The organism is Phocoenobacter uteri, from assembly GCF_900454895.1.
GTDB classification, from domain to species: domain Bacteria; phylum Pseudomonadota; class Gammaproteobacteria; order Enterobacterales; family Pasteurellaceae; genus Phocoenobacter; species Phocoenobacter uteri.
Window position 1 is genome coordinate 528137 of record NZ_UGTA01000001.1, and the last position, 23209, is coordinate 551345.

Consider the following 23209-nt stretch of genomic DNA (forward strand, 5'->3'; position numbering starts at 1 on the left):
TTTAATCAATGTCCATCAATTCAGATTCTGAAAATTTACGTTCTTGAACATTTTGCTCTTTGGCTTTTCCATCACGTAATTCAAAGTTTTTATGCTGAAAATAGGCTTCACGGAATGTGATGTAAGGATCTTGCGATTGCTTCAACATTTCATCTTGATTAAGTAGTTTTGAGCGAGTATCCACCGCATCAATCACTTTCTTACCAATAGTTGCAGGTAAGCTTAAAAGTGATAATACTGGGTAGGTATAATCTACTTCTGAAAGTAAATCACGAGGTGATTTTGGGCCTAAAACTGGTAACATAACATAAGGACCGTCACCCATTCCATATTTTCCTAATGTATGAGAAAACGTTCTTACTTCTTCTAATTTTAATCCGTTCATTTCGCTTGCGAAGTCAATCAAGCCCCCTAAGCCGAAGGTACTATTGATCCAGAAACGGTTAAAATGCACCATTGCTTTTTGTCCATCACCTTGTAGTAAACGGTTTAAGAAACTTGCGGGTTCGCTTAGATTGCTTGAAACATTAGTTAGCCCTGTTTTGATTGGACTTGGTACATAGTCACGCCAGCCTTTTGCGACAGGTTTTAGAATATAAGGATCAAGTACATTATAATTTACTGCCCACATTGCTCGATTAAAACCTTCTAATGGATCTTTTCTCACACCATCGGAATCAAGGGAAGAGCAGGCAGTAATAGCTGCGATTGCTAGAATCAGCGTTGTTTTTTTCAAGATTTGTTTAAATTTCATATTTACTCTCCTGTGTAAGTTCGCTTATTTTACTTAAATTTGCTCTAAACACCAACAAAATCATAAGAAGTCTAGACGGCTATATTCATTATTTGTTAGAATTACCCCTAATTTATTAAATTGTAAGGAATTTAAATGGCAGATTGGAACGGCGAATATATTAGCCCTTATGTTGAACACGGTAAAAAAAGTGAGCAAGTACGCAAAGTGACGGTTTCTATACCCGTAAAGGTATTAGAAATTTTAACCAATGAGCGTACTCGTCGTCAGATCAATAACCTTCGCCACGCCACAAATAGTGAGTTACTTTGTGAAGCATTTTTACACGCATTTACAGGGCAACCACTTCCAACCGATGAAGACTTAATGAAAGCACGTCACGATGAAATTCCAGAAGCAGCAAAACTAAAAATGCAAGAACTTGGCATTGATCCAAAAGATTGGCAATATTGATTTTTAGTCATAAAAATTTTTGCAAATTCTTATAAAAATATCACCGCTTCAAAGGGGAAATAATGAAATTTTTAGCGACACAGCAGCTTGTTAAAGAAGCTCGCTGGTCTTTATTTTTGACCGTTTTTTATATCATCGGCTGGGTTGGGTTTGGCTATTTTTCACCAACAGGTAAAGGTCTACTTGGTTTTCCTATTTGGTTTGAGTTCGCTTGTATTTACTTTCCCATCTTATTTATTTTTATCACGATCGCTGTGGTGAAATTACTGTTTAAAGAGATTGATTTAGAGGTAAATAATGAGTCTTGATATGTTAATTCCTTTAATCGTTTACCTGCTTTTTGTATTTGGTGTCGCTTTTTATGCTTATCAAAAACGTCAAGGACAAAGTTTTTTAAACGAGTATTATATGGGTAGCCGTTCAATGTCGGGCTTTGTGTTAGCGATGACAACGGCGGCAACTTATGTGGGAGCGAGTTCTTTTATTGGTGGACCGGGGGCTGCTTATAAATTCGGTTTAGGCTGGGTGCTATTGGCAATGATTCAAGTGCCAGTGGTGATTTTGACTTTAGGCGTACTAGGGAAGCGGTTAGCCATTTTAGCTCGCAAAACTCAAAGTGTGACGATCAACGATCTGCTTTATGCTCGTTATAAAAATCGTTTTGTGGTCTGGATCGCCAGTTTCTCGCTGTTAATTTCTTTCTTTGCGATGATGACGGTGCAATTCTTTGGTGCGGGACGTTTGCTTGAAACAATCTTAGGTATTCCTTATCAAACGGCTATTTTAATTTTTGCGTTAACTGTTGGTATTTATACTTTTATTGGTGGTTTTCGTGCTGTGGTGCTAACGGATACCATTCAAGGTGTGGTGATGATCGTGGGTACCACTTTGCTACTTGGCGGTGTCATTTATGCAACAGGTGGTATTGAGAATGCCATCACAACCTTAGAAACGATTGATCCGAATTTAACTACGCCCTATGGCATTGAATCTCGTCCGCTTGATTTTACTTTTATGCTCTCTTTTTGGGTGTTAGTTTGTTTTGGCATTATGGGATTACCCAACTTAATTGTGCGTAGTATGGCATACAAAGACAGCAAAGCATTACATCAAGGTATTATTATTGGTACGGTGGTAGTGGCATTTTTAATGCTGGGAATGCACTTATCAGGCGTGCTAGGACGGGCGTTAGATCCGAATTTAACCGTGTCGGATAAAATTATCCCAACCTTAATGTTACAAGTTATGCCACCGATGGTTGCAGGTATTTTTCTAGCTGCTCCGATGGCTGCGATAATGTCTTCGATTGATTCAATGTTAATTCAAGCCTCTTCAACCTTAATTAAAGATTTATATATTGCGATCAAACCAAATGCCATTCAAAATGAAGCCAAAATTAAAAATCTCTCAACCCTAACAACGCTTATTTTTACAGTCTTATTGATTATTGCGGCAATGAATCCTCCTGAAATGTTAATTTGGCTTAACCTTAATGCACTTGGCGGATTAGAAGCGACGTTCTTTTGGGTGATTTTACTTGGCTTTTTATGGAAAAACGCCAACGCAATGGGGGCGATTTTCTCGATGATTGGTGGCTTAGCAAGTTATGGATTTTTAGTGATAACAGGCATTAAATTTTTCAGTTTTCACACCATTGTGCCAGCGATTATCGTAGGATTGATTGCGTTTTTGATTGGCAATCAATTTGGTAAAAAGTCTGATTAACGATTTTATGTTTAGTTCCCTGAGCTTGTCGAAGGGTAATGTTCGTGCTTCGACAGGCTCAGCAACCGAGCGATTTATTTTAATTTTGCTCTAATAAATAACAACGGTGGACGGTGACGTAGATCTTTAAACTCATCGTGCCACTGTGGTTGTTCTTGTAACATTGGTTCAGACACTTCTTCAATGTCAAAGCCCGCTTGAATAAGCGTATTTAAAATGGTCGCCATTGTGCGATGATAGGTTTTAAAAGGCTGTTTAAACCAGTTTCTTTCTCGCAATCCTTCTTCTCGATAATGATTTAAACGATAAGCTACTTGCTGTTTATTTTCATCTTTTTCCCAACGATCCCCTTGCTTATGTGCAGTAACAATTGGGTGTTCTTGTGAAAAAATCAGATAACCATTTGGGGCAAGTTTTTGCTTAATATGATCCAACAGCAACCCAAAATCTTCAATGTAATGAAAAGCAAAAGAGCTGGTAATAATATCAAAGTTACTTTGTTCTAAGGTATCAAGTTGTTCCATTGGCAATGTTTGAAAAGCATAAGCGGTCGGATTTTGCTGATTTTTTGCAAAATTTTGTTTTGCTTGTTCAATCATTGCCGCTGAGAGATCAACTCCCATCACAAAATTCGCCTGTTGGGTTAAGTAATAAGATAAATGTTCGCCCGTACCACAGCCTAAATCTAATACTCGCTTATGAGTTAAATCAGGTAACAAACTAAACATTGTCGGTTTTTCAACAATCTCATTTAGGCTGATAGGATTTTTTCTCAGTTGCTGATAACGTTCAAAGAAAATTGGGGTATCGTAAATGCTTTTTTTCATCGTTTTTATAAAATTTTAAATTATATTTAATGCCTAGTGTTAAACTGGCGTACCTTTTAATTGCTTTCTTAACCATACTCGATTTGGATTTAAGGCGTGCCATAAATCTTCACTTAATGGGATCGGTTCATTACAAATCTGACTCGCAAGCAGTTCGCCAAGCAGTGGAGCAGTGGTTAAGCCACGAGATCCTAAACCAACAATAGTATAAAGTTGCGGATAAACAGCCGCAGTTTCAATTGGTTTTCTGAGACGGCGAAGGTTGAATAAATTATTATATTGCTCTCGCTGTTTGTCTAAATCTCCTACTAATCCCACCATTGGAATACGATCCCTTAATGTGGCTCTCACACCTATTCTGGCGAGATTTTGAGAGTAATCAATTCCTTGATTCCATTCGCAAGCGGTCATATTTTGTTGTAATTTTGCAATATTTTGCTGATGTTCTTCTAAACTGAAATGGGTATCCGTATTATCTCGCACGTGGCTCGCCCCAATACAATGTGTTCCTTGTGCAGAAACAGGGGTTAAATAACCGTCGTAACATAAAACGGTTTTTAATTTTTGTAGTTCAGCGGTTGTTGGAAATTGACTGACTTGTCCACGCACCGCATAAAGTGGAATACCTTCTGTTTGTACAAAATCTTTGAGTTTATGTCCGTTAGCTAGCACTAAGGTTTGATGAGAAAAGGTCTCGCCATTATGTTGCCATTGCCAAAGATTATCCTTAAAGATAGGATTAGCCACTTCGTGATTAAGCACGATTTTTAAGCCTTTTTTCTCTAAATAAGCAAAACTATTTTGTACAAATTGAATTGGCGATAACCACCCCGCACGAGGAATAAAGCCTCCGCCATTTGTGACAGGCAAGCCAATTTTTTCACTTAATTGTTCTGCATTACATAATTCAAATAAAGATAAGTCATAATTAAGATCAGCAAGCTTTTGTAGTTTATCCTGATTTTTCTGATTGTAGCCATAAATCGCCACGCCACTTAAATTATGTTCAAAATCAATTTGTGGCTCTAACTGTTGAATACGTTGCAATGCATAATCAAAGCTATGCACATAAAAGCGGATATTTCGTTCATCGTCATCGCTAAGTTGCGGATAAATTGCCCCTTGTAGATTGCCTGAGGCATTTTGAGCGAGGGCATTATCTTTGCAATATAAAGTCACTTTTTTGCCTTTTTCTAATAAAGATAAACTTAAAAATAGGCTTGCAATTCCGCCCCCAACAATCGCAATATCGTCCGTTTCAGCTTGTGGTTGTTGATAATAATAAGGCACGTTAATGGCTGGTTTTTCACTTTGTTGCGGTTTCTCTCCCCATAACATTTCCCGCTTTTTACCAAAACCTTTGCGTTTTTTAACTTCAAATCCAACCGCTTGTAAGCCCTTACGCACCGCACTTGCCGCTGTGAAAGTGGCAAATGATCCACCGTTTTTGGTTAAGCGAAACATTTGCTGATATAACCTTTCACACCACATTTGTGGATTTTTATCAGGTGCAAAGCCATCTAAAAACCACGCATCAATTTTATCATTATATAAATCGCCCAGTTGTGGCAGGTTGTCTAAAATATCTCCGAACCAGAGATCTAAATAAATATGGTCAAAATGATAACGTTGGCAACCTGTTTGCCAGACATTCCAACAAGCGGTTAAATTTTTTGAAAAATTTGCAAATTGTGGGTAATTGCTGTGAACTTGCGTTAATTGTTGCGAAGTTAAAGGATATTTCTCAAAAGAGATAAAATATAAACGTTGTAATATATGCGTCGGATTTTGTTGTTTAAATTGCTGGAATTTTTCTGCCACCGCAAAAAAGTTTAATCCTGTACCGAAACCTGTTTCTGCAATCACAAAAAACGCAAGTGTATGATTTTGCCATTTTTCCCATAACTGATTGCCTTCTTGAAAGACATAAATGCTTTCTGCAAGACCGTCTTGGGTTGAAAAATAAATATCATCAAATTGTGTGGAAACTGGCGTGTTTGTTTCATTAAATGAAAGGGTTGCAAAATTTATGTTGTTCATTTTTATTACTCTATATTTTCTGAACGATAATAGATTATTGAAATGTAGGGGCGTATGCGATACGCCCCTACGTTGTTAATTCATTGTGATAGCTCCATTCTCTAAATGATACACACGATCAAAACGTGCCATTTGACTAAGTCTGTGAGTTATCATCAGTAAAGTTTTATCTTGGGTTGTTTCAAAAATTAAGTTTAAAATTTGCTGTTCGGTTTCTCGGTCTAAACCTTCGGTTGGTTCATCAAGTAACAGAATTTGAGCAGGGTGTAATAGAACACGAGCAAGCCCTAAGCGACGTTGTTCACCGCCCGAGAGTGGTCTTCCACCATCGCCTAACCATAAATTTAACCCTTCTGGTTGTTCAACTAAATGGTTTAATCCAACATTATTGAGCTGTTGAATTAGCTCGCTGTCTGTTGCGTCAGGTTTTGCAATCAGTAAGTTATCTCGCAATGAGCTACTAAAAATATGTACACGCTGGTTAAGGGTAATCATACTTTGGCGTAATGCGGTTTCGGTGTAATCTTCAATTTTGCAATTATTCAAAAAAATATGACCGCTTATTGGGGCATAGTTACGGTTTAATAACTGAAAAATAGAGGTTTTACCACAGCCAGTTTGCCCTAAAATTGCGACTTTTTCGCCTTGTTTAATGCTTAAATTAAAGGCATTTAAGACGCTTTGTTGCTCGTTATAATGAAAATTCACATTCTCAAATTGAATAAGTGGGCTATTTTGAACATTATTTTGCAAAAATTGTTTTGTACCAAATTGAATAGGGGATTGGTTTGTCACTTTGGTTAAACGTTCTGCAGCGGTAATCACTTGCCCAAGATGTAAAAATGCGACACCAATTGGTGTGAGAATTTCCAACGAGGCAAGGGTACAAAACAGAACCAACGCGATTAAAGCCTCATTATTTTCAATATTTGGTAGTTGAATTGCAGTTGCACAGAGGTAAATCACAAAGGTCACAAGCAAGCCATTACTCGCAATCAACAGGGCATTGGATAAGCCGGTTAATTGATTTTGAGTGCTTTGACTTTTTATCCAATCTTGCTCGGTTTGTTGTAATTGTTGAGTCGCTTTTTCGTTAATTCCAAAGAGTAAAAATTCGCTGTGAAGTTGCACCCATTCCACAAATTTTGCACGATAATGGCTACGATCTTCAATAATGGTTTTACCAGTTTTTAACCCTAAATGGTAGAAAGCGGTTGGAAAAATAAGTAATAATGCAAAAAGTGTGCCACAAATGACAAGACTAATAATTGGCGAGACAAACCATAAGCCAAATCCCATAAAGAGAATAACCATAATGGCACTCACAAATGGCGAGAGTAGGTTGAGATATAGGGTGTCAAGGGTATCTACATCAGCAACCATAAAATTTAATAATTCACTGTTACGATATTGATTGATTTGTGCAGGGCTAAGGGGAATAATCTTTTTAAATACCGTTACTCGTAAGGTTGCTAGCACTCTGAATGTGGCATCGTGGGTAACAATTCGTTCAAAATAACGTGTGATAGTACGACCAATAGCTAGTCCTCGCACCCCTGATGATGGATAGAAAAAGTTGAACACCATTACTGAGCCAAAAAGTGATGAGGCTGCCAAAAACCAACCTGATAGACTTAATAATCCAATGCTCGCACTTAGGCTTGTGATAGCTAAAATAATCCCTAAGATTAAATGGATAGCGTGATTTTTTAACAATGAAAAAAAGGGAAAAAGTGATCGCATATTATTCCTTGTCTATGATTTGAGAATTGAGTAATTGTTGAAAATAGCCTTTATTTTCAAGCTGTTCAAATGTGCCTTGTTGCACGATTTCGCCCTGTTTCATTACCAATACGTTATCGCATTGTTTAAGATCTTCAATTCTATGAGTGATCATCAGTGTGGTTTTCTGCTCGCTAAGATTATGTAACGCAGTCAGTACTTGCTGTTCTGCGTGCTGATCTAAACTTGCGGTCGGTTCATCTAATAATAAGAATGTTGATGGACGCAAAATAGCACGAGCAATCGCAATACGCTGAGCCTGTCCGCCTGAAAGCCCAATATTATTTTCTTGGAGCTGATAATCTAATCCTAATTTTTCAACAAATTCGGTGGCATTTGCTTGTTTTAATGCGTGATTTAATTGTTCCTCACAGATGTGATATTCATCACAGCCTAACAGAATATTTTGCTTTAACGATCCTTTCATTAACTGGGGATTTTGTCCGATCCACGCTAATTTTTCTCGCCATTGCTTGATATCAAGATCCTTTAATTCAATACCATTGAGTTTTACCGAACCTTGATAAGGTAAAAAGCCTAAAAACATATTCATTAAAGAGCTTTTTCCTGCACCACTTTGCCCAACGATGGCAATGCGTTGCTGTGGTTTAATTTCAAAGTTCAAAGGTTGGCTAAGTGCAGCACCTTGTGGCGATAGCACGACACAATCTGTCACTTGAATTTCAATATTATTATCCGTTAATGATTGCGTACCCTGTTGCTGAGTAATCACGTCCGTCGTTAAAAATTCTTCAATACTATCAGCCGCACCAATAGCCGCCGCTTTATCGTGGTAAAACGTGCCTAGCTCACGCAGTGGCTGATAAAATTCAGGGGCGAGCATTAAGCAAAGAAAACCGATAAGTAGAGTAACTTCCGTCCCATAATTGCCAAAATCAATCTGATTAAGGTAAGTAAAACCAAAGTAAACGGCAGTAATTGCAATTGAAATTGCAGTGAAAAATTCCAAAACGGCAGAAGAAAGAAATGCCATTTTTAACACATCCATCGTACTAAGGCGAAAATGCTCGGTACTTTGATGAATTTGCTCGGTATGTTGTTTGCCTTGACCAAATAAGCGAATCGTTTCTAAGCCTTTTAGTTTATCTAAAAATTGCCCACTCAAACGTGATAAAATATTGATGTGACGTTGGTTCGCTTCTGCTGCTTTCATCCCCGCGAGAATCATAAACAAAGGCAATAAAGGCAAAGTTCCAAGTAGAATTAAGCCTGCTGCCCAGTTGAGTGGAAATACGACACAAAGAATGGCGATTGGAATTAACACCGACAGCATTTGCTGTGGCAGATAACGTGCATAGAAATTATGTAAACTTTCTACTTGTTCTAAAATTAAGGTTGCCCAACTTCCTGCGGGTTTTTGAGCCATCATCATTGGACCAACAGCATTCATTTTTTCAATAATTTGGTTACGCAAATGAACGCGTAACAACATACCTGCTTTAAAGCCAATTTTTTGACGTAGCCAAACAATCAACGCTCGTCCGAAAAAACAGCCTATTAAGGTGAACAAGAGTAAATAAAATGATGAAGGAATCTGTTTCAAACTAATCAAATTATGCAAAATAATCGCTAAAATCGCCATTTGAGCAATGGTGAATAAGCCACCGAGAAACCCTAATGTAATATTTAGATAAGTTAATTTTTTAATAATTTTTTGTTGTTGTTTTAACCATTTTTGAAGATGTTTCTGGCGTTGTTTATCCATTTAAAAACCTATAATAAAATTACTTTTTTCATAAAAGTGTTAATCAAATTCAAATTTATACATTAAATCAACAGTTTGGTTGACGCTTGACACCCATTGTAAGTAGAGTTGTGGTGCAAGGCGGTAACGTAAAGTTAATTCTGATAATGCAGCAAAAATACCCGTACCGTATTTTACTTTAAATTTAGGCGTTAAACTACCGCTTACCACCACTTTGGTGTTATCGCCAATTCCTGCTGTGGTCACATGCAGATCGTGAATACCAAAAGTATTTCCAATATTTCCGACTAATTTACTACTTTGTGATAATCCTAGTCCGATTGCTGCCGCTGCGATAGAGTTTTGAGATCCTGCTTCACTGCTATTTTCTAACCCTCGTCCTGTTAGAATATAAGAAAGAGCATTTGCTTTTGACATTGCAGGTTCAGAGAAAACGGTTACCTGTGGAGCATCAGCAACACCTGTAATTTTTACACCAGCTGTTACATTGTTGTCTTCAATTGCTTCTGGATTACGGATTGCTTCAATATTTAAACTTGGTTGAGAAGGAATGCCAGCGAAAATAATACTTCCCTTACGAATAACCAAATTTTGCCCAAAAGAATTATATGTTCCTTTATCTAAGAAAATTTGCCCATAAAGACCAAGTCCTTTTTCACCTTGTGAAACTTTGATTGTTCCATTTAGATCTGTTTTTAAGCCATAAGCATTTAGTTTAACTTCATCTTCAGCAAGGCGGATATTCACATTGGCTTCAATTGCCATTGAATTATCTTTTTGAGGCAATTTTTTAAGCAATTCATTTTTATTGCGCATTGAGCCATCCATAATCACTTCATCACTACTTACACTGATGGTGTTTTCAGGGAGAGCTTCAATTTCAACTCTTGCCCAAGGAATAAAAATATCCCCATTTAAAGTGAGTTTTTGTGGCGTTGCACTGACTTCAATTTCAGTAACAACATCTAATTTTGCCATATTTGGAATATTCAAACGGAAGTTTTCACTTTCAGTTGATGCGTGTACTCGCGTTTTCCAATTTGCTAAATCAGTCCAATCTGCATCGCCAGTTAAAGAAAGTTGACCATTAGGCGACTTGATACCGCCGTCTAAGGTTGAATGTGTACCTTTAAATAACATTTTTAAATAACCTTCTGTAACATCAAAAGGTAAAGTGTAAGCACGAACATTAAGTTGACTCAAATTTAATTCGCCATTTAAAAGAGGAGATGTTGTTGTACCAGCAAAAGTTAGATTCGCATTTATTTTACCTTTTACATGTTCACTTTTTGAAAGTAATGGTTTTAGTAATTTAATATCTATATCATCAATATTCAAAAATCCATCTAGATAACGTTGTCCTGTAATATCTTGAATGGTTAATTCACTGGTTAATATACCGTTGTTTTTTATTTGAGCAACAGTGTTTACTTTCAAATTATTATCAAGCAATTTTGCCGAAAGTTTTAATGGCATAACAGTGATTGGAAAATGACGATAGTCAATTTTATGATTTATCCCAATAAGCTCTGATTTTGCTTCAACTTCAATTTGTGGTGGTTTATTTTTAAACCATTGAGCATTACCCACAACCTCAATAATGCCATTAAGTTGGGTTTTCTTATCTAAATAAGGTTTGATAATATCTAGGTTGAGCTTTGTTATATTAAAAGGTACGGATCCAGCCTTTCCAACACTAAATTGATGTGGAAAACAGAGATCGATATTCTTATTTTGCCAACAGTGGGCAGATATTTCTGCCTGATTTAATTTATGTAGATAGGTTATTTTTACATCTTGCTGATTTTTAAATACACCAACAGGAGATTGGACATTAACATTTTGTATAGTACCACGCCATTGTTGTAATAAGCGGTCAAATTTTCCAGAAATTTGCAAATTTCCTGCCACAGGCGAACCATTAGAGATTAAGGTCAAATGATGCTCTTTTTCTGTTCCTGTAATATTAAGATCGGCATCATTTATTTTTATATCGTTATAATTGAATTTATCTAATTTTGCTTTTAAATGACCTTTTATTTGTTCATCACTCGAAATATGCCCTTTCGTGGTTAAGTATCGTAAGGTTAAATTTTTATAATTTACATTTTTAGCAATGAGATCTAAATCAATGTTAGGTTGAGTTACATTACCTTTTAAATTCAATGTACCATTTAGCGTTGCATTTAAGTGAGGCACTAACCCTGTTAAATCAGGAGCAGAAATATTAGTGTGGAAATCAGAATTCTCTCCAATTAGACCGTGCATTTTGATTTCATTTTTTCCGTATAAAAACAGCGTATTTTGTACGTCTATCCACGCTTTATCCGTGCTTGCAAGTTTACCTGTAAGGGATAAAGGTTGATCGAGCAATTTGGCAACTAAATCAATATTGTAATTTAATAAATTGCCGTCTAAATTAAACATAATATTTTGAGCATTAAATTGCTCGCTTTTTTGTTTATCTTTAATAAAAGGATATAAAATCTTAGGGCTAGTTAAATGTAATTTAAAAGGTGCTTTTGGTTTGCTTAATTGAATATGTCCTTTAAGTTTGCTCGTTAATGCCCCTTGTGTTGTTAGTTTGAGAACTGTTTTCTCTTTTAATGCACCTGAAAGCGTGATCTCAGCCTGAGATGCTGGTAGTTTCAATTCTTCAAATAAAGGGGTATCTGCATTGATTTTCCAATCAAGAGGATAGCTCTCTTTTAAGATTATTTTTCCTTGTGCATCAATATTACCTTTATCACTTGTAACAGAAAAAGTGGTTAAATCAAGTTGTTGATCTTTAAGTTGTGATTTTTTAATAGCAACAGAATGTATATTGATTAACGATTTAGGAGCGTGATCTTTAATCGCTTGTTTAATCTCTATATTTTTAACATTAAATTGTAAAATGGCTAAATTCAATGGAATAGCAATTTCATTTGGTAATGTCAATAAAGGCTGTGCAAGACGATCTTTTAATGCTGCTATATCAAATTTCTTTTTATTAGAAGCGGTCATATTCTTTTCATTTTTTGCAAATTTTTGTTCAGATTTGACCGCTTGTGGTGGTAGCAATAAACTAATATTTTGGATATTAGTTGGTTGTAAGGTTAAGTCTTTACCTTTTCCTTGAATACCAGATGTGAAACTTTGTACATCAAGTTCTGTTTCATCAATTTTTAGATGTAAATTGTGTACAGACAGTTGTTGTGCTGAAATTGGTATAGGTAAATTAAATTTAATGACTTTATTCGTATGATCAGCTTTACTCTTTGGCAGTTTAGCTGTATCAATAAGGATCGTTGGATCTTGTAACTGAATACGATCAACACATACTTTTGAATCGAGTACGCAATTAAAATCTAATTTTAAATTTGCCTCTTTTAATTTGACATTAACACCGTCCATTTTAAATTGGGAATTTTTTAGAATTAGTCCATCTTGTAAATTACCTGAAACCTCTGAAATAGAAAGTTGATCGACTAATCTATTCGCTAAAAGGATAGCTTGACGTTGTCCAAAGCTGGTTGTTAATAAACCCATTACAATAATAAAAATAGAAACAAGGACTAAGAAAAAATAACCAAGCCAACGCCATCTACTTTTTGTTTTTATTGGGCGTTCTGTTTCTTCTGTTTGAGGTAATTCTGTTATATCGTTCATATTCTTTCAACTTACTTAGAATTTAAATTAAATATAAAGAGATTAGACATTCAATAACTTGTTAAAGTTCTGAACCTAATCCAATATAGTAATGGATACCATTTTTATTTTCTGTTGATTTCACAGGCTTAGCAATATCAAATTTGATTGCTCCAATCGGAGAAATCCAACGAATACCTAAACCGACACCAGAATTAAGATATTTTTTATTAAAATTATCTGCGGCTAAACCTGTATCATAGAAAGTCGCTCCCCACCAATTGGGTAAAAATTGGTATTGATATTCAGCGGTTGCAGTTGCAAGTCGAGATGCACCAATCAACTTACCTGTTTGGGGATCTTTGGGCGAGATCTGTTTGTAGCCAAAGCCTCTAACACTATTATCGCCCCCAGCAAAAAAACGTAATGCTACAGGAATTTTTTCAAATTCATTACTGTGTAAATATCCCAACTCTGCCCTTAGATAAACACGATGATTGGCATAGTAGGTTCTTACCCAAGCGGTAGAGGCTTTGATACTATAAAAACTAACATCTGATTTTAATGCTGTATCGGCATAGTTTACCGTCACAGTTTGTGAATCCCCCCATTGTGGAAATGCATTACCATCTGAACGAATGCGTTTAAATGAGGCTGTTGGATAAAGTAAAAATGTTTTATGACGCTTATTGCCTTCCTCAAAACTATCGTAACGCATTTTTAAACCTAAATTATAAGACCAGCTTTTTGGTCTATTCCAAAAGCGTTGAAAACTTAAGGTTGAAGCAGAGTAGCGAATATCATTGAGATCTTCGTGTTCCAATGAGGCTGCAACTTGATAATAGTAAGACAATGGATGTACTTTTAAAGGCCAATTATAGGCAAAATCAATAGTTTGTTTTGGTTTTGAAACATAAGTATGAGTTTCTATACTATGCCCATATTGATTAAGCCAAGGCTTTTTCCAGTTAAATTGTAAGTGAGGTCCAACTTCTGTTTCATAACCAATCCCAATTTCAATTTGATTTTTTTTCTTTGGTAAAAGTAATACATCAAGATCCACAAGCTGTGAATCTGAGCGTTTTTTAGGTTCTACTAAAACACTTGAAAACCATTTACTTGAAGAGAGGTCGTTGGTTAATGTTGAAAGATCAGACATTAAGTAAGGATCACCAGATTTAATTTTTAATACATTTTCAAGATAATCTTGATCAATTTGACTATCTTTAAAAGTGATTTGTCCATAATGATAGCGTTTGCCACTGTCATAACCAAGTTGCCAGTTTGCTAAATATTGAGTTGGATAAACCTCTAAACGATGGTACAGCCAGCGGCTATCAAAATAACCTTCCGTTTGTGCAAGATTTTCTAATTTAGATTTAAAGCTATCATAAGTACCGTGATTTAATATTGTGCCTTTTTTCGGTACCTGTTTAGTGATTAAGTTTTGAAAGTCTTTATTTTCTGTCGCTTCGCCAATAATTTTAATATTACGTTCATTTAAACGAACAGGTTTATTGAGAGTAACATTAAGGTTTAATTTATCTTTATTATTATTGAACTCAAATTTTGAGTGATAATAACCTTCGGCACGCAATGCTTTATCGGCCATTTGAGTGACTAAATGTTTATAACGCTCTGAACCATCGGCTTCTTGTTTATCAATTTGTGATAAATAAAGTGTGACGTTTTTTAAAACATTGGGATTTTTGATGCCTTTTACATCTAATTGAACGCCTTTTCCTGCCCACGACACAATAGGTATACAGATCCCTATAAGACCAGCAATAGTACGAATATTCATTAAAACTTACCCTCAACGTTCAATAAAAAGAAATCTAGCCGTCTATGATAGCTGGAAAATCAATGATTTTAAATATGCAGATGCGATTTTTGAGAAATAGTTGATATTTTTAGAGAAGATTTTAGTTTGTTTAGCATTAAAATGGAAAATAAGACTGGAACAATCGTCATTCTTCCTTTGAAATGATAAAGGAAGAATGGGTTAACATTGATTATTTTAATGAATTTAATAAATTTTCAGGAAGTGGCGGAACTTGTAAATAAAAGCCTTGTTGCTTGATCGTATTTAATACTTCATCATTAGAAGCAATTCTAAGCTGCTTTTCCCCTTTAAGGTTAAACAACATTGCAAATTGCGGCTTTCCAAAACTGTTTAATAATTCCTCAGGAAGAGATGAAAAATCCTCTTTCTTTTCAATATATAAATACATTCCTTCCTTTTTAGAGCTTCTATAAATTGCACAAATCATTCTGTTTCCTTATTCGTCATCGTAATAATTATTGTAAGAGCTTGGTGCAAGATTATCAAAGCGAGAAAATTGACCATTAAACGCCAATTTAACTTTACCAATCGGACCATTACGCTGTTTACCAATAATAATTTCAGCAATGCCTTTTAGTTCAGATTGATCGTGATAAACTTCATCTCGATAGATAAACATAATCAAGTCGGCATCTTGCTCAATAGAGCCTGATTCACGCAAATCTGAGTTTACAGGGCGTTTATCAGCACGTTGCTCCAAGCTACGGTTTAACTGAGAAAGAGCCACAACAGGGACTTCTAATTCTTTGGCAAGGGCTTTTAATGAACGTGAAATCTCAGCGATTTCAAGGGTTCTGTTATCGCTAAATCCTGGTGCTCGCATTAGTTGAAGGTAATCGACCATTATTAAGCTTAGTCCGCCACGCTCACTGTGTAAACGTCTTGCACGAGAACGTAATTCAGATGGTGTTAAAGCTGAGCTATCATCAATAAAAATATTATTACGTTCTTGTAAAATTGCGGTGGTACTTGAAATTTTTGCCCAATCTTCATCATCGGTTAATTGCCCTGTACGGATCTTAGTTTGATCCACTTTTGAAAGTGAAGCGAGCATACGCATCATAATTTGATCCGATGGCATTTCAAGGCTGAAAATGAGAACAGGTTTGCAAGGCTTTCCTTCTTCATCGTTAATCATAGAGGCATTTTCACATAAGTTCATCGCAAAGGTTGTTTTACCCATTGATGGACGAGCAGCAACGATAATTAAATCCGATGGCTGTAAACCTGCAGTACGTTTATCTAAATCAGTAAAACCTGATGAAACACCTGTTACCCCATTATTATTACTCTGTGAAAGCACTTCGATTTTATTTAATGTTGCAGCCAAAATATCTGTTACCTTTTTAGGACCTTCATCGCTAGACGTTCGTTTTTCTGCGATATGGAATACGGCTTTTTCAGCTTGATCAAGCACTTCTGTTACAGGCATTCCTTTTGGATTGTAGCTCATTTCTGCAATTTTATTACTTGCTGAAATTAACTCACGGCAAATTGCTTTTTCACTCACAATCTCAGCATAAGTGAGGATATTTGCCACACTTGGCGTATTTTTTGAGAGTTCAGCAAGATAAGCAAAACCACCGACATCATCTAATACACCTTTATTTTTAAGGGTTTCATCAAGCGTAATGATATCAATAGGTTGATTATTACGATCAAGCTCAAGCATTTGTTCAAATATAATGCGGTGGGCATAATTGTAAAAATCACTGGCTTGTACTTTTTCAGAAACTTCTGTCCAGCAAGAATTATCTAGCATTACACTGCCTAGTACAGCTTGCTCAGCTTCTAAAGAATGAGGGGCAATGTTGATTTGCTCAATTCGTTTATCGTCGGATTTTTTCTTGTATTCGCTCATAATTTTTTATTATTTAGATCAATAAGCGGTCAAATTTTTATAAAGTTTTGCAAATTTTAATTAAAATTTAACCGCTATAATTTATTAGTTGATATCAAATTCTTCGGTGTAAGGAATCAAGCCTTTTTTAAGCATTTTTGATACGCCAGTGTTATAGCCTGAGCCAAAACGAAGTTCAAAATTCACTCCAATGCTATTGTCATAATAAACATCAGTTGGATCGTCTCGCTCACCATTTGGTGTTGGGATTAAGTGACGTGAAATGTAACTTGTCGCTTTCCAACAGCAGGTGTTATAAGTTAAACCAAGTTGGCTTTCTACATATTTATCTAACGCAAGATCTTGATAATGACTTGTCATAATAGAAAGATTATCGTTAATATTCCAACCTAAAACGACACCTAATTGCTTAATATCTTGTCCATATTGATTAGAGCGTAAGTTTTGGTCAATATAATGCTGGCTTGCATAACGATAATTAAATTGCACAACTTTGTCATTTTGCGGCTTATATTGTAATGCAAGGTTAGCTAAAGAGGTTTCGTCTAAACGAGTATCATACTGATAGCTACCATTTAGGTTCCAGTTTTTATTAAATCGCCAGTTGGTTTCTAATGCCCAAGATGTAGAACGATCTGTATTGCTATTTGGGCTTGAATCATCAATGCGAGAATTAGAAAGATAATAAATCTGTCCTAAACTTAAATTAAAATATTCTTGTCCTGTGGTCTCTTTCATAAAGCGAGTTGTTGCACCAATAGTGATTTGATTTGCTGATGCGATACGATCTAGGCCACTGTAACGACGGTCGCTAAATAAAGAGAAGTAATCTTGTTGTCTTAGCATTGAATCATAACCTAATCCTAAGCTATGGTATTGCGTTGTACCGATATCATATTGATTTTTATATGGTCGATATAAATATTGAATTTGTGGCTCTAAAGTTTGAATAAAATCAGAGATAAGCTGTGTGTCTGATTCTAACACTGTTTGAAAGTTTACTTTAAATTGTGGTAGCACACGAGTAACGTGAGATTTAATTTTATCTTTCTGTTCTTTTCCTGCTTTTTGCCAATATTGTGTTGCATAAAGTTTAGTTTCAAAATTAACGCTACCGTAGTTATTACTTAATGGTAGGTTTAATTTTGGTTCAATATGTAAACGCCACGCTGTCGGCATTTCTTTACTATCATTATCAAAATGAGTTAATTGTGAGAAGAGACTAAAATCAGCATTTTTCCAAATATTATTTTTATAATAATTGAACTCAATTTGCGGTAATGCACGATAAGGTTTTGCCCCATTTTTTGTGTCAAAAATTTGGAACTTTTTACCTGCGATAGAGAGATTGTAATTTGGTTGATGATAACTAAATTTCACATTTTGTGTGACATACCCATCGGTACTATCCCCATATGAAGAATCAAAATGTGATAAATATTGTTTATCACTTACTTTTGTATAATCTAAACTTAAACGCCAATCAGAGAGGAAACTTGCATTGTGTTTCCAGTAGAAAAGATGACGAGATTGGTTTTTATCAGCCCAATCTTCATAACGATCTTTTTTCATATATTCGCCAGCAATCGTTCCTTGCCCTAATTGTGTCAAATAACGAAATTCAGGGCTAATTTGCCAGCCACGACGAGAGTAGTAGGTCGGCGTGATAGTTGCATCCATATTTGGTGCAATATTCAGATAAAACGGAATATGGAATGTAAAGCCAGTTTTGGTTGAATGGCTATAATTTGGCATTAACAATCCTGTACGACGGCGATCACCTAATGGAATTTGCAAATAAGGGGTATAAAAAATAGGCACGTCACCCACTTTTAGACGAGCATGCCACATTTCTGCATATTCTTTATCAATATATTGTGTCATCTCACTTGCATCAATTTGCCAAGCATTATCACTCGGTAAGCAAGCTGTATAAGTTGCATTTTTTAAACGACGAACTTGATCGCGTAGTAATATTGTTTCAGCTGAACCACGCCCTTGTTTATCTACTAATTGATAATCAACATTGGATAAATCTGCTTTTCTACCAGCTAAATCAATTGACGCTTTTTTTCCTGTGGCACGAATATAGTTATCTTGATATTTAAAAGAGTTATTTAAGGTTGCAAAACGATTATTTTGTGGATTCTGCGATACAGTAAACTGCTGCGTGTTAATCGTACGGTTACCTTGTTTGATAAGAACACTACCTGAATATACAGCCTCTTTAAGCTCTGTTATTGTCGCTTTGTCTGCTTCAATATAGACGGGTAACGTTTCAGGTTCTCCTTGTTCAATTTGACCTGAAAAATGAGGTATGCCTAAGCGACACTGGGTTTTTAAATCAGCATTCGCATATTGACTAGCACACGCAGTCATAATCGCAAGAGAGAGGAGTGTATAACGGTAATCTTTCATCATTTTTATTCCTAAATAATTCGCAGAAATGGTTATTAGTCACATTTCTTGAAGAAATATCAAAATGTAAACAAATATTCTGAATCAATAAACTATTTTTTAACGGTATTTTAATTAAGGTTAGTACTTAAAATTGTTCTATTTCAATAAGTAGCTTGCGTAACTCTTGCTTGATTTCATCTTGATATTTCATCTCAGCATCTTCACGCTCTAAATCAAGCTTCATTCGTTGATTGCGAGCCAATTTTTTACGTTCTTCTAAAATCGGCATATCCTCAACCACTTTAAACAACGCCCACATCGCATTAAATTGACTTAATTTTGGTTGCCCTAAAACATCTAACAAAGGCTTTAAACGACGTACGCCTTCCGATAAATTACATTGATCGGCAAGCATTGATTTAGCAATAATATCAACGCTATTTTTGATGTTTAAATAGCGTTCTTTTTGTGCATTTTGAATAAATTTTTGCTGTTTACGTAATTTCCAAAAAAGCGATAACGCATAGCCGGCAAGTGCTAAAATAATTAGCATTGCCAGAATGATAACAAAAAATCTAAACATTATTTTTCCTAACGATATTCATTTAAGTTAGCGGTTTCAAATTGACGAAGCAACGCATAGTCATCGTCTTTTTCATCCTCATCATTGATTCCCAATTCAGACATCAATTCATCGATACGATCTAAACATTCATCCACAAATTTTTGATCTTCCGCTGAAATTTTCTTACCGTTTTCAATATCGTCAAGTAATTGGTGTAAACATTCGTTATCTTCCAATTGTGCTAATTCAACTTCAGGGGCAAGTTTTGGTGCTGGTTTTAATTCCTTCTTCATTGGCGGAATCACTTTACCTTTTTCAGGTTTATTCACGAATTCTACCATTAACGGAATTTTTTTCTTACTACCAACACGAGGATCTTTCTTCTCTTGCTGCGTTTTTTGATTTTCTGTGATGACATTATGACGTGCACCAGAACTTAATCCTTTATGCTTTTTCTTTTTCTTATCAAGACGAGCTTGAGCATCAAGTTCGTAACGTGTTTTTTGTTTTTTACTGATTCTGCACGAGTTAAGAGTACAATTATTTTCGCCTTTTCGAGCAGGCATAATATCACTGATTTTGCGTGTTTTTTTCTTATGAGCCATAGTTATTTTTTGTCTGTGTTATATAAAAATTGATTGTGGATTGTAGCATAGTCACAACGATAGAGGAATAAAAGCCGTTATCTTTTGAATTAAATTTGAGTTGTAAAAGAGTATTATTGCTAATTATTGTAAGGGGGCATTAGCAATTTATTGCGTATATGCTCCTGTGATCTTACTTTTAGAATGAAATGGGAGGATATGCCATTCGCTACGCTCATTCAATCCTCCCTTACCATCATTCACTTAATTTATTGATTTTTATTTAAAATTTCTTACGGAATAAACCTTGAATTTATTTGTTCGTGCGAGAATTTGATGTGAGCCAAAGGCTTGATCTAACAAATCTTCATAAGGTAAATGGCTATTCGCCACAATACGTAATTCCCCGCCACGCGTTAAATGGTTTTTCGCATCAATAATTAAATTTTCAACGGTTTTATACGCGGTATCAATGCCATCGTGGAACGGCGGATTAGACACGATTAAATCAAATCGCTCATCAATATGTGAAAAAACATTACTCGCAACCACTTTTCCTTCTAAGTTATTCTCTTTTAAGGTTTGTTCGCTAGATTGCAATGCCATTGCGTGAATATCTGACATCGTCAGCTTAATTTTAGGGAATAATTGTTTTAAAAACGCTCCAATCACACCTGCACCACAGCCTAAATCTAAGGTTTTACCCTTAATACCGTCCGCTTTATTAAAAGTAGAAAGCAATAATTTTGTCCCCATATCTAAATCGGCAGAACTGAAAACAGCAGGAAGCGTTTCAATCGTTAAATCAGCAAAAGGTAAGCGGTAAGATTTCCAGAACTTTTTGCAATTAAAATCGGGTACAGTGGTTAATTCAAAATGATACAACCCACAACGGCGAGCTGAATCGATTTTTGCAATATGCCCAAAATCAGATAAGATTTTCTCAACTGAACGCACTCCGCTACGATTTTCGCCAATAATTAACAATTCTTGCCCAACCTTCGTCGTTGAAAGCCATTGTAATAATTGAAATTGACACTCTTGTTTATTCTTTGTCCAATAAAACACTCCTAAATCCGCTTGCTGATTGCATTCAACCCCAAATTCCACACCTTTATTCTGACTGACAAAATCAAAATAACTGCTAAAAACCGCCACATTTTTTGCTTGTGAACGGATTTTTTGGGCAAATTGATCTTTCATATAGCCAAAAAGTAGCACATTTTTATTTTCAAAGAGTTCTAGATGGCGTGATAGAACTTCACTTTCGCTTGATAACATTTTGTTCCTTTATTCTAATTTAAAATTTACGACGCTCATTGTACCTATTTTACGTTTAATTTCATTCTCTCTTTTTATATTTTTATTCTATTGTTGCCGAATTTTGTGCTTTATAAGTCCTGACAAGCTTAATTTTTATGCTAAAATCACAACATTGCAAATCTTGCATCCCCCCTTATCATTCTGATAATTTTCCTAACAAATAAAATTAAGCGTAACTTATGAAAAAAATTGTATATATAGATATGGACAATGTCCTTGTCGATTTTGCATCTGGTATTGCAAAACTCGATCAAAAAACACAGATTGAATATGACGGTCATTATGACGATGTAGAAGGTATTTTTGGACTGATGGATCCGATGCCAAATGCTATTGAAGCAGTGCATAAATTAGCGGAAAAATACGATATTTATGTGCTTTCAACGGCGACTTGGTATAACTCCTCGTGTTGGACGGATAAGATAGAATGGATCCAAAAATATTTTGGCTTAGAAAGTGATAGCGTGTTATATAAACGCTTAATTCTTTCGCACCATAAAAATTTGAATATGGGCGATTATCTTATTGATGATCGTTTACGCAATGGAGCGGATAAATTTACAGGCGAACATATTCATTTTGGAACAGACAAATTTCCAAACTGGCAAAGTGTGTTAGATTATTTACTTTAAAAGAAGTGAAAAACGGATTAAAAATAGTATCTTTGTAAAATGTGGCAATACTCGGTAGGTTAGGTCATTTTTTGCAAATTTTACTAAAAATTTGACCGCTTCGATTGTGTCAAAGATTGAAATCAAAGGGAGGTTATATGTTCTCGACAGGAATAATAGAAAAAATTAAATATTATATTTATTGCTTAGTTGATCCACGCGATGACAATATTTTTTATGTGGGAAAAGGCACGGGTGATCGCGTTTTTCAGCACGCTAAAGGGGCTGAAAAAGAGAAGTTTGAACCCAGCGACAAACTTGAACTTATTAAAGAAATTCAACAAGCAGGCTTTGAACCTAAATATTATATTTTAAGACACAATATTCAAGATGAAGTGCAAGCCTTAGAATATGAGGCTTTGGCTATTGATTTACTTTCAATTGTTAAACCAAGTCAAAAGCCATTAACCAATAGACAAGGTGGCACGCATTCCGATCAAAGAGGGTTAATGAGCCTCTCTGAATTATATAAACAATATGATCCACAAGAATTAAAAACAGATTTGCCGATTATTTTGATTACTATCAATCGTGGATATGACGACTTAAAAAAAGCGATGCGTAACGGTGAGATTGCTGAAAGTGAGCGTGAGCAAGAAATTTATCAAAGAACACGTAAATATTGGGTTGTCGGAAAAAACCGAAATAACGCTATTTATGCCGTTGCTGTTTATCGTGGTTGGACAATTGCGGCTTATAAAATCTCAAAATGGCTAGCATCTCCGACAAATTTAGCTGATTTAGAAAAGTTAGAAGATCTTTCACATTTAACAGAGCAACAGAAACAAGAACGATTAACCAAAATTAAAGGGCGTTGGTTTTTTGAGGGGGAAATATTAACGGCGGATTCTGACATTTATCAAGTGCTTGTTAATAAAACAACTTATTCAAAAGATCAAGATTACAAAGCACCACAAAATCCGATTACCTATAAAAATTGTGGTAACTCATATAAAAATTAACTTTTGAATATTAAAAAGCGAAGAGATCCCTTATACTATCAGGCGTTAATTAGCGTTTTT

17 protein-coding genes and 1 pseudogene are annotated in these 23209 nt (G+C 35.4%); 5 read left to right on the forward strand and 13 right to left on the reverse strand.

Going from position 1 to position 23209, the window contains the following annotated elements; translation table 11 throughout:
- Position 1: 1 nt before the first annotated feature.
- Positions 2 to 754, reverse strand: coding sequence for an MlaA family lipoprotein (locus DYE60_RS02330; protein ID WP_115315030.1), 753 nt, complete (start codon positions 752 to 754; stop codon positions 2 to 4).
- A gap of 135 nt (positions 755 to 889) precedes the next feature.
- Between DYE60_RS02330 and metJ the strand changes: the two genes are divergently transcribed.
- The 3 genes from metJ to panF all read left to right on the forward strand — a co-directional run bounded on the left by metJ (position 890) and on the right by panF (position 2932).
- Positions 890 to 1207 carry a met regulon transcriptional regulator MetJ gene (metJ, locus tag DYE60_RS02335; RefSeq protein ID WP_115315031.1) on the forward strand — a complete coding sequence of 106 codons (318 nt, stop codon included), beginning with the start codon at positions 890 to 892 and terminating at the stop codon, positions 1205 to 1207.
- Between the two features lie 62 nt (positions 1208 to 1269).
- Positions 1270 to 1515 carry a YhdT family protein gene (locus tag DYE60_RS02340; protein ID WP_115315032.1) on the forward strand — a complete coding sequence of 82 codons (246 nt, stop codon included), beginning with the start codon at positions 1270 to 1272 and terminating at the stop codon, positions 1513 to 1515.
- The gene (gene panF / locus DYE60_RS02345) at positions 1505 to 2932 is read left to right on the forward strand and encodes a sodium/pantothenate symporter (protein ID WP_115315033.1); all 1428 of its coding nucleotides are present in this window, start codon (positions 1505 to 1507) and stop codon (positions 2930 to 2932) included. Before DYE60_RS02340 ends, panF begins: the two co-directional genes overlap by 11 nt.
- A gap of 74 nt (positions 2933 to 3006) precedes the next feature.
- On the opposite strand, the gene DYE60_RS02350 is transcribed toward panF, so the two are convergent.
- From DYE60_RS02350 to rsmC, 12 genes are all read right to left on the reverse strand, one after another.
- Positions 3007 to 3759, reverse strand: coding sequence for a class I SAM-dependent methyltransferase (locus DYE60_RS02350; protein ID WP_115315034.1), 753 nt, complete (start codon positions 3757 to 3759; stop codon positions 3007 to 3009).
- A 39-nt stretch (positions 3760 to 3798) separates the two neighbouring features.
- Positions 3799 to 5799 carry a bifunctional tRNA (5-methylaminomethyl-2-thiouridine)(34)-methyltransferase MnmC2/FAD-dependent 5-carboxymethylaminomethyl-2-thiouridine(34) oxidoreductase MnmC1 gene (gene mnmC, locus DYE60_RS02355; protein ID WP_115315035.1) on the reverse strand — a complete coding sequence of 667 codons (2001 nt, stop codon included), beginning with the start codon at positions 5797 to 5799 and terminating at the stop codon, positions 3799 to 3801.
- A 75-nt stretch (positions 5800 to 5874) separates the two neighbouring features.
- Positions 5875 to 7542 carry a heme ABC transporter ATP-binding protein/permease CydC gene (gene cydC / locus DYE60_RS02360; RefSeq protein ID WP_115315036.1) on the reverse strand — a complete coding sequence of 556 codons (1668 nt, stop codon included), beginning with the start codon at positions 7540 to 7542 and terminating at the stop codon, positions 5875 to 5877.
- Position 7543: 1 nt separating this feature from the next.
- Positions 7544 to 9307 (reverse strand): heme ABC transporter permease/ATP-binding protein CydD, encoded by a 1764-nt coding sequence (gene cydD, locus DYE60_RS02365; RefSeq protein WP_115315037.1) that lies wholly within the window; start codon positions 9305 to 9307, stop codon positions 7544 to 7546.
- A gap of 39 nt (positions 9308 to 9346) precedes the next feature.
- Positions 9347 to 12958 (reverse strand): autotransporter assembly complex protein TamB, encoded by a 3612-nt coding sequence (gene tamB, locus DYE60_RS02370; RefSeq protein ID WP_115315038.1) that lies wholly within the window; start codon positions 12956 to 12958, stop codon positions 9347 to 9349.
- A gap of 61 nt (positions 12959 to 13019) precedes the next feature.
- Positions 13020 to 14741: an autotransporter assembly complex protein TamA gene (tamA, locus tag DYE60_RS02375; protein ID WP_115315039.1), complete on the reverse strand. Its 1722-nt coding sequence runs from the start codon at positions 14739 to 14741 to the stop codon at positions 13020 to 13022.
- A 211-nt stretch (positions 14742 to 14952) separates the two neighbouring features.
- Entirely contained in the window at positions 14953 to 15210 is a 258-nt protein-coding gene (locus DYE60_RS02380) for a YcgL domain-containing protein (protein WP_115315040.1), read from the reverse strand.
- A 9-nt stretch (positions 15211 to 15219) separates the two neighbouring features.
- Positions 15220 to 16644, reverse strand: coding sequence for a replicative DNA helicase (locus DYE60_RS02385; RefSeq protein WP_115315041.1), 1425 nt, complete (start codon positions 16642 to 16644; stop codon positions 15220 to 15222).
- Between the two features lie 84 nt (positions 16645 to 16728).
- Entirely contained in the window at positions 16729 to 19065 is a 2337-nt protein-coding gene (lptD, locus tag DYE60_RS02390; protein WP_424450095.1) for an LPS assembly protein LptD, read from the reverse strand.
- Between the two features lie 124 nt (positions 19066 to 19189).
- Positions 19190 to 19627, reverse strand: coding sequence for a DUF2489 domain-containing protein (locus DYE60_RS02395; protein WP_115315042.1), 438 nt, complete (start codon positions 19625 to 19627; stop codon positions 19190 to 19192).
- Between the two features lie 8 nt (positions 19628 to 19635).
- The gene (yihI, locus tag DYE60_RS02400; RefSeq protein WP_115315043.1) at positions 19636 to 20214 is read right to left on the reverse strand and encodes a Der GTPase-activating protein YihI; all 579 of its coding nucleotides are present in this window, start codon (positions 20212 to 20214) and stop codon (positions 19636 to 19638) included.
- A 258-nt stretch (positions 20215 to 20472) separates the two neighbouring features.
- Positions 20473 to 21474 carry a 16S rRNA (guanine(1207)-N(2))-methyltransferase RsmC gene (gene rsmC / locus DYE60_RS02405; protein ID WP_115315044.1) on the reverse strand — a complete coding sequence of 334 codons (1002 nt, stop codon included), beginning with the start codon at positions 21472 to 21474 and terminating at the stop codon, positions 20473 to 20475.
- Positions 21475 to 21695: 221 nt separating this feature from the next.
- On the opposite strand from rsmC, the pseudogene DYE60_RS02410 reads away from it, so the two are divergent.
- Positions 21696 to 22142: pseudogene (locus tag DYE60_RS02410) on the forward strand (5' nucleotidase, NT5C type); the annotation flags it as partial.
- A gap of 143 nt (positions 22143 to 22285) precedes the next feature.
- Positions 22286 to 23149, forward strand: coding sequence for an LEM-3-like GIY-YIG domain-containing protein (locus tag DYE60_RS02415; RefSeq protein ID WP_115315046.1), 864 nt, complete (start codon positions 22286 to 22288; stop codon positions 23147 to 23149).
- Positions 23150 to 23209 lie beyond the last annotated feature (60 nt).